Raw genomic sequence first — 8,103 nt, forward strand, 5'->3', positions numbered from 1 at the left:
GGATTTTTTCCTCCGCTGTAAATTTAGCCATAAAAAACACCCCTTAAATGTTAGAATGATGTCTAACATTTAAGGGGCAGATCATTTTGAGGGTGGCTTTTTTATATCAAGTAAACAAAGTAATGTATATCCTATATATTTCCAGTTAACATAATAGCTTAATTTAGGAAGATGTCCAAAACGCCAAACCCATACAGTTAAAGGGTTTGGAGTCTGTTCGTTTTTTATCATTCACGCATGATTTTATACATTTTTTCACATCAACGTTTTTGGCTTCTGAAAAAGCCTGGTTGCTGCATAAAAATGTGGAGTTTTATCTAACCTCTTATTCAATATAATGGCCCGATTGCGGAACAACTCTATTGTCACTCAACAATTACCTAATCCACTTTTAGACACTTTGGTTTTTTGTTTAGGTAAAAATCAAATAAAAAACCCAAAAGATTTAATTAAATTTGCTAAAGAAAATAAAAATTAACCCCTCTGCGTTAGCAAGGGGTTTTGTTTAGTCTTTTTGTATTTTATTATAATATACTAACCTGCACAGTTAGCTCAATAAGAAAAAGGCTACCGTTTTTGGCAGCCATTTCTTAAGGAAAGCACCCTTTAGTCTAACAAGGGAAAAATTTTTAAATTGAAAAGGATATTTGTTAAATTTTCAACTTAGAATATTCCTCAACAGTTTCTTTCGTTTTTCCATTTGAGGGGTTCTTCCATCTATCCGTTAGTCAAAATAAAAAGGACACAGATAAAAATATATATTGTAGAATCTTATTTTCTATTTATTACTCGACTAACAATTTCAGTTACGGCAGCTCTACTCATTTTTTCCTTCCCTTCTGTTAAAGCATCAAGTGTACCATGAGCAAGAGCTATCGGGATTTTACAAAAATTAAGGATCGGACCGGGTTTAATATCCTCCAAATAAACGTCAGCCAATGCTAGGTTACGTCGGGCGTACATAAACATATCTTCTAACTCCCATCCATCAGGAAAGAAATCCACACCTCGTTCTAAATCTTCAGCACGATTGCGAAGAATATTTACAGACTGCAAGCCACGACCGAAGGCTATAGCAAGATCCTTGTCCGTTTCAACAGCATCGTACCACTTCCAAATATCTGAGAGCATGACTCCTACCAAACCTGCAACGTAAAATGTGTATTCATTCAAACCTTCTTCATCCTGAATCCGCCACTCTTTTAAAGCCCAGTCCGCCATCCCCTTCGCCATAGTAGATGTGGCATTCGAAATGCTCGCTACAATTGTTGGTGGACAAAGCTTTATCCAATCGCCAAATCGTAAGGTAACCTCCGGAAGGAGAGAGTTGTATGGGTGAAATAAAGCCATTAACTCCTTATTATTGAAGGGCTTTTTCAAGAGAAGGCTGATTGAACATAATATATTATGTTTGGTTTCCAATCGGAGTTGGGGGTGGTCTTCAATCTCGTCAATAGCTCTCATGCATAAGTAAGCGGATGTAACAGCTTCTTGTAATCCTGACGGTAGATGACTAATAGGAATAAAGAAGGTCCGGCTTGTCGCCATCAACATGTCTATTGCACTTCTATGTAAATTTAGTGCTTTACTCATCTTGTTTTGTCCCCTTTTTTTGTCAACATGCTAAATTTGTTTAATTTTAAATTGTATTATCCCCACTATATAAAATATTTAAAAATAAACAAAATTTAAGCCCTTGTTACTCAATAAACCTGCCCGGATAGTGGAACAAGAAAAGGGATTGCCGCAGCAGTCCTCATCTTTAACTCTTGCACCCTTTACTTTAAGTACAATTATTCACAAACTTTCTTGCGGAAGGACTAAAGATATTTGCTTAAGAGTATATTTTGTTAAATTCCTTCTCTAAATTGATTAATTTCAGCCTGTATTCTGTAATCTTAAGGAAAAAATCACGGAAGTCATAAGACCCCGTAGGATGGATGCCTTTGTTCTAAATTTTCAAATTTTCTACTCCAATCGATTTATTTTATAGATAGAAAAAGTTAGAAGATTTAACAGCGTACCTTATGGGATAATACAACTGCCTAATCCATATAGTGAGAAATATAGTCTTCATAAATATTAGGGTTAGATTTTATCTGAATTCTTCTTATGTGTATAGATAAAATGCTTAATCATTTCATTTAAATCATTAGCAGCTTTTGTAGGGATCTGGTGCTTTGTATGTTCAATGAACTTTAATTCCTTACATGGTAATTTTTCATGCAATAAATTCGCAGAATAATGAAATGGCGTATCATCTTTCCCATAGACAAGTAAAATTGGGAATTTGATTTTTTCTAGCTGGTTGGTACAGTTATAATCCAAACTATAACGGTAATATTGCTCGATATTTCTTGCATCTCCTTTTCGGGCTTCTTTGAACATCTCCATGAACAATTCTTGGGTATTTGCATTGGTAAATGAGATGGATAGCGCAAGAACTGGAACTGCTCCTTTATTGGCAAGTGACATTCCTAAAGAGATTCTTTTCTTTAAATGTTCATCGCTCACTTCAGACATTCCACTTATTATTATGCCTCCTAGAGCCCAATCGGCAGAATGTAGCAAATATTCCAATACGATAGAGCCACCCGTCGAATATCCGCATATAAACGCTTTTTTTATTTTCAGATGACTTAACAGATGTTTGATGTCTTCTACAATCTGAGGATAGGTTACTGGAAGGCTTGAATACTGACTTTTCCCATGACCTCTAATGTCAAAAGTAATCACTTTAAATTCGTGGGATAGTTCTTCTAATTGGTATTTAAAATTCACGCTGGTAAGCACAGGAGGATGAATAAAAACAATAGGAAACCCTTCTCCCTTAACGGTATAATCCAAACTAATACCGTCCACATCTAAAGTTGGCATGTATATGAACACCTCAATAATCTAAAATCTCATTTTTTAAACCCTTAACCTTTATTCAGATTGGTTAATATGTATTGCTATCATAATCACCACTTATTTTTTAACATGAAATTTTTTTTATATCTTATTTTTCCATTTAAAGCATTTTTTTATTATTAAATGTTTTGGTAACATACACCTTAAATTTTTAAGCTTTTTTTAGCCAAGATATTAATGTTCAGGGAATGAACATAAACTTAAAATAAGGTGATGTTGAATGAAGACAAACATGGATAAAATTCTACCGGTTTTCGCTTCAGTGGGAGTTGGTATTGCTGCTTATCAAATGTTGAGTGGAAATAATGGTGGGAAAATGAAAAATATGGTGCCACTCGCCTCAAACATGATGGGAATGGGGTCTGGGGTACAAGGACAGAATCAACAACCGTCCGGAACTTAATAACGGGTATAAAAAAAACGAATTACCTAATTAAGGTGATTCCTTCTAATCCACAAATAATCCCCCTTCCATTATCAAAGCTACGGTTGGGGGACTTTTCTATGTATTCCACAAACTGGTTGCAAAATTTTGTATTGATATTAGCTTTTTTTGTCACAAAAATTTAGCAATGGGAAAGGGTAGAAATATTTCTTATTGTGCTAACCTGCATCGATAGTACAACAAGAAAAAAGTCACAGCAACCCTTATTACGAATAAAAGATCGTGGAAAATTAGCCAGAGAGAAAAAAGGCTAAAACCATTTCGGTTGGGCATTATATGTTGTGGGAAAGGTGCTAGCATCTTCCTTATTACAAACAAGGGAGTGAAATAGATGACTCAAAATAACGAACGAAATCGAAACGGTGGAAACGCAAACCAAGGTGGCAACAACGCAACGAACCAAGCTGGTAACAATGCGACTAACCAAGGCGGCAGTGACGTTGCTGAAGCGGTAGGTACGGTTGGCGGCGGTGCTGCGGGAGCTATGGTAGGTTCTATGGTTGGACCACTTGGTACTGTTGCAGGTGGTCTTGCAGGCGGTGCGCTTGGTAACCAAGTTGGCGAGAGTGTTGGCAGAGATAACAATGCTACTGGTAACAACCGTAATGGGAGCAATAATAGCGGTTCTATTAACAAGTAGGAAATCTATGGGGCGTGAGGAATCCTCAGCCCTCCTTTTAATTTAAAAAAGAAATAGGTTGTGTTTAAACAGTCATTAGAACACGGTTCTCTTAAATAAAGTTATGAAATCCTTTTTCATAAGGGTGCTATGTTTTAAAATGCTTTTATTTTTTTAAATCATAATTGTATATAATGTTATTTACCTCCATTATTTGAATGGATTTGGCGTCTACATTGTTTTCATCAAAAATAACAACATTGTTCCCCGGCCCCATTGCACTATCGAAAAAAATACCATCAAATCCTTTTGTATTGATTAATTCCGTTATGTACTGAGTCGGTAAATATTCTATTTCTGATTTATTTGGGTCTACAGGAGTGCTTAATTCTTGAATAAAAGATGATAATATTTTATCAATTTCTAAAATTTCATAAGGCGATTCAAAATCAAATGGAGATATTGGATCACTGAATAGACCAACCAATTTTAATTTCTTCTTTGGAATTACGTGAGCGACAGTTACTGTTGCTCCTTTCCACGGCCTAATTTCAGCTATACATGTAGGCTCATCTATAGCACAATATAAATAGCTTATTCCACGAGGATTAGCTCTTCCTGCTGTAGCTAGTTTAGCTGGTGGAGCCATCATTTTACCGATAGGATGTACACCTAATCTTGCTCTAAATAAATCCACCTTCTCGGTATATACGGTTCTATATTCTAAAATTTCATCAATTCGATCATTAAAGATATCATTTTTTGCTTCAGGAAAAAATCTATTACAATGTTTTATTTCATCCTTGAAATTTCCCAAATCTGTTCCCATCCTTCTAAAGGATGAACAAAGGTAAAGGCTTGCGTAATTCTTGAGTATAAATTATATGGATCAAAATATCTTTCTGGGTCCCATTTCTTATTAAAGTTCAATATGTCGAATAATAATGTTTCATCAGTTCCAGTTCCTATAATCTTTTCCGAAAATATATTCCAATCTTCATTTATTAATTCAATGAGCCTATCACCAAATTCCGATGGGTCATCATGAATCTCAGGGTGAAAATATTCATAAGGTTCCGTACTTTCGTAATGCTTAAAAAGCCTTTCAAAATCTTCGGTTAAATCATCTATATCTATGATATATACTTCCTCACTATCACAATAATCGCAATTCCCCAACGCATCATATTCTCTAATCTTAGTAATTAAGTACATATCTTCAAAACAATATTGGCAGCATTTCATTTTAAATCACCACTTCTAATGGATTTTTATTCCATTATACAACCTGTCGGCATACATTTGCGTGTGGTTTGTTAAATATTCTTTAACTCCCCTATTCACATTACTTCAAGTTACAGTAATCTACAGTGTTATGCCAAGTATAACAGAAATAGGGATAAATCCTTTGTTTGGAGTTATCCCGAAGATATAGTGTGTAACACTACATCCAAACCTATACTGTTCCTACGCCCATCAACCCGATAGAGGAATACTGTTTACTAATACTACTCCAACTGTTCGAGGTTCCCTTTTTTAACAATACGATTTGATTTTCCTTCTTCAACTAAACTGCTTCATTAGTTGAATAACTCTGACATATTACTTACTTTAATCAGTAATATTAACTTGGTCGCAGTGGAACAATAGTTAAAGCTATATTCTTGAAAAGGAGTAAAAAATGATAAAACAAAACATCTTATTTAACCTTGATGATACATTATCATACTGTAATAGATACTTTAACCTAGTAATAGACGAATTCGCTGACCAGGTCAAGGCGTGGTTTGACTCGATTACAGAGGAAGATATAAAACAGAAGCAGCTTCAACTTGATGTTGCAGCGATTAGTGAGCACGGTCTAAAGTCAGATCGGTTTCCCGAGTCATTTGTTGGTACTTATAAATACTATTGCGACTTAACTGGGAGGGAAAAGAAAAAAGAAGAAATCCAATATTTAAGAGAGTTGGGTTTTAAGGTATTCGAGATACCTGTTGAACCTATTCCATACATGAATGAAACGCTACAACGTTTAAAAGAAGAGGGACATGAATTATATTTGCACACAGGTGGAGATGAGGCTAATCAACGCAGAAAAATTACCCAGTTAGAATTGACTACATATTTTGAACATCGCATTTTTATTTCGGAACATAAAGATACAACAGCTCTATCTGATATATTAAAAACCATTAAAGCTGACCCTAATGTAACATGGATGGTTGGAAATTCATTAAGAACTGATATTGTCCCAGCACTGGAAATGGATATCCATGCAATCTACATTCCAGCAGAAAGTGAATGGCAATATAACATGGTTGAAGTTAACGTTGATCATAGTAGTGCTTTTTTAACTGTAGATTCACTTCAAAAAGTTCCTGATGTAATTGATAAACGTATCCAAGATCAAATAATGTAAGTCGATAGGTAATACCCTTCTAAGTTTTTTACCTAGGAGGAATTTTCCTTTTCTAGACCAGCCAAGTACGATATAACTAGATAATCGTACTTTTTATACTTGAAATAGCAAGCACTCCATTATTTGGTCACGGTAGAGTGGATTAATTTAGAACGTTACTACTGTCCACCCGTCCAAATTAGACCCAATTTGTAAATTATCTCAAAAGTATCATAAAAAAGGTAACGGGTTCTGATACCTGTCACAAAACCTTTATTTGCTCTAAAAAATGTATGTGAAAATGTACAACTAATTGCACCGCGTTTTGCGGTGCTTTTTGTATATTAAAGTAAAAAAAGCACAGTTCTTTAAACTGAGCTCTTCCTCATATTTATCTTTATTAACTTCATCAACTAAAGCCTTCGTTTGTTCAATAATGAAGTGAAAATAATCAAGTTTATAAAGTATAAATATCGTTTCGTCTCTATTAATATAAGTCTCTGTACAACATATATAATTTGTTGTAAAAAAAACAAAAATATTATTTCAACTTTATATCATCTTTATTTCATCTTTACATAATCGGGTTATCTTTGTACTTGTAACACCCAATAAAAAAATGAAAAGAGGTTTTATAATGGTAAAGCAAAAAACAAAATTATTCACTGTACTTGGAATCTCAGCAGCATTATTAGTAGGAGCTGGCAGTACATATGCTGCTCAAAAAGAAAAAAATGAGTCAGTAAAAACTGTAAAATCTATTGAACAAAATAAAACAACAGAAAAAGCACCAACTACTAAAGAAATTCAATCAGTATTAAAAGGTGAACCTAAACCTTCAAATATTAAGGTAGAAGGTTTCTTTTCTTCTGATGGTAAACCTGTTTATACTTTTGATAATTTTTTAAACGATGAAAAATTATTTTCTTTATTAAAAATAAACGCACAAGAATTAAAACAAGAATTAGCAACAGGAAAATCTGTAGTTGAGATTGCAGCGTCTAAAAACATTTCTAAACAACAAGTGATTGATGTTATTGCAAAAACACAGGCAGAGAATCAAATTCAAAGTGAGAATAATGGAGATGTTCCTAAAAACAACCTTTCAATGGAGCAAATGGTAAAAAATATTGAACCAAAAGTAGTACACGTCATCGAGCATAAAAACTGAAACCATTTGGTAATAAAAAATCAACTAGTAATATAACGTTTGGTTCTCCCCTACCAAACAATATAAGAACCCTATTCTTCTAAAGAGCAGGGTTCTTTTCTTCTACAACAAACATCGGGAATTGAACGATTAAATATTACTCAACATCTTTACTAATTCTTCCTTTTCCTCTTACAATTTTATCATTTTCTTATTGAACTAATCTGCTTCGTTAGTTGAAATAAACAAAAAAGCTGCCGAAGCAGCTACTGAACTTGAACTCTTACACCTTTAGTATAATAAGAAAAACTACTCGGACTGGAATTTATTACAAAAATAGTATGGATTATTCTTATTTTACTCGCTTTTCAGACGGATGCTTTTCATTAAACTGAATTAAATCCCATAAATTACCATATAAATCCTTAAATACTGCAACTGTACCATATTGTTGGTCTTTAGGTTCTCTTACAAACTCAATACCTTTTGAAGTCATTTCGTTATAGTCTCTCCAGAAATCATCTGTTCCTAAAAAGAGAAAAACTCTCCCGCCTGCATGGTTACCTATAATAGATTCC

At 34.0% G+C, this 8,103-nt stretch carries 9 protein-coding genes; 4 read left to right on the forward strand and 5 right to left on the reverse strand.

The features are described from left to right. Window positions 1-771: 771 nt before the first annotated feature. Complete coding sequence (locus CHI06_RS19835; RefSeq protein WP_095250348.1) at window positions 772-1,593, reverse strand: squalene/phytoene synthase family protein; 822 nt, start codon at window positions 1,591-1,593, stop codon at window positions 772-774. A gap of 495 nt (window positions 1,594-2,088) precedes the next feature. Beyond that, the gene (locus tag CHI06_RS19840) at window positions 2,089-2,877 is read right to left on the reverse strand and encodes an alpha/beta fold hydrolase (protein ID WP_095250349.1); all 789 of its coding nucleotides are present in this window, start codon (window positions 2,875-2,877) and stop codon (window positions 2,089-2,091) included. 256 nt (window positions 2,878-3,133) lie between these two features. On the opposite strand from CHI06_RS19840, the gene CHI06_RS19845 reads away from it, so the two are divergent. Together CHI06_RS19845 and CHI06_RS19850 are read left to right on the forward strand one after the other, a co-directional pair. Further along, the gene (locus CHI06_RS19845) at window positions 3,134-3,316 is read left to right on the forward strand and encodes a hypothetical protein (protein ID WP_095250350.1); all 183 of its coding nucleotides are present in this window, start codon (window positions 3,134-3,136) and stop codon (window positions 3,314-3,316) included. A 373-nt stretch (window positions 3,317-3,689) separates the two neighbouring features. Beyond that, complete coding sequence (locus CHI06_RS19850; RefSeq protein ID WP_257009378.1) at window positions 3,690-3,998, forward strand: glycine zipper domain-containing protein; 309 nt, start codon at window positions 3,690-3,692, stop codon at window positions 3,996-3,998. 145 nt (window positions 3,999-4,143) lie between these two features. Here CHI06_RS19850 and CHI06_RS19855 read toward each other — a convergent pair whose 3' ends face one another. Both CHI06_RS19855 and CHI06_RS19860 read right to left on the reverse strand, forming a co-directional pair. Continuing rightward, window positions 4,144-4,794, reverse strand: a complete 651-nt coding sequence (locus tag CHI06_RS19855) for an RES family NAD+ phosphorylase (RefSeq protein WP_179292704.1) — start codon at window positions 4,792-4,794, stop codon at window positions 4,144-4,146. Then, a complete protein-coding gene (locus tag CHI06_RS19860; RefSeq protein ID WP_095250352.1) occupies window positions 4,770-5,222 on the reverse strand; it encodes a hypothetical protein in 453 nt (150 codons plus the stop codon). The genes CHI06_RS19855 and CHI06_RS19860 overlap by 25 nt, the downstream gene beginning before the upstream one ends. A gap of 436 nt (window positions 5,223-5,658) precedes the next feature. Between CHI06_RS19860 and CHI06_RS19865 the strand changes: the two genes are divergently transcribed. Continuing rightward, entirely contained in the window at window positions 5,659-6,396 is a 738-nt protein-coding gene (locus CHI06_RS19865) for an HAD family hydrolase (protein ID WP_095250353.1), read from the forward strand. 616 nt (window positions 6,397-7,012) lie between these two features. Then, on the forward strand, window positions 7,013-7,546 hold the full coding sequence (locus CHI06_RS31130; RefSeq protein WP_179292705.1) for a hypothetical protein: 534 nt from the start codon (window positions 7,013-7,015) through the stop codon (window positions 7,544-7,546). 331 nt (window positions 7,547-7,877) lie between these two features. Here CHI06_RS31130 and CHI06_RS19875 read toward each other — a convergent pair. Then, window positions 7,878-8,103, reverse strand: a 226-nt coding sequence (locus CHI06_RS19875; protein WP_179292706.1) for a VOC family protein, incomplete at its 5' end; no start/stop codon positions are given.

The sequence above is a fragment of the Bacillus sp. 7884-1 genome, from assembly GCF_002272245.1.
In the GTDB taxonomy this organism is placed as follows: Bacteria; Bacillota; Bacilli; order Bacillales; family Cytobacillaceae; genus Neobacillus.

Excerpts from the sequence above, each read along its gene's own strand:
- CHI06_RS31130 (WP_179292705.1), top strand. The coding sequence starts at position 7,013 with ATGGTAAAGCAAAAAACAAAATTATTCACTGTACTTGGAATCTCAGCA.
- CHI06_RS19840 (WP_095250349.1), bottom strand. The coding sequence starts at position 2,877 with ATGCCAACTTTAGATGTGGACGGTATTAGTTTGGATTATACCGTTAAG.
- CHI06_RS19865 (WP_095250353.1), top strand. The coding sequence starts at position 5,659 with ATGATAAAACAAAACATCTTATTTAACCTTGATGATACATTATCATAC.
- CHI06_RS19850 (WP_257009378.1), top strand. The coding sequence starts at position 3,690 with ATGACTCAAAATAACGAACGAAATCGAAACGGTGGAAACGCAAACCAA.
- CHI06_RS19860 (WP_095250352.1), bottom strand. The coding sequence starts at position 5,222 with ATGAAATGCTGCCAATATTGTTTTGAAGATATGTACTTAATTACTAAG.
- CHI06_RS19835 (WP_095250348.1), bottom strand. The coding sequence starts at position 1,593 with ATGAGTAAAGCACTAAATTTACATAGAAGTGCAATAGACATGTTGATG.
- CHI06_RS19845 (WP_095250350.1), top strand. The coding sequence starts at position 3,134 with ATGAAGACAAACATGGATAAAATTCTACCGGTTTTCGCTTCAGTGGGA.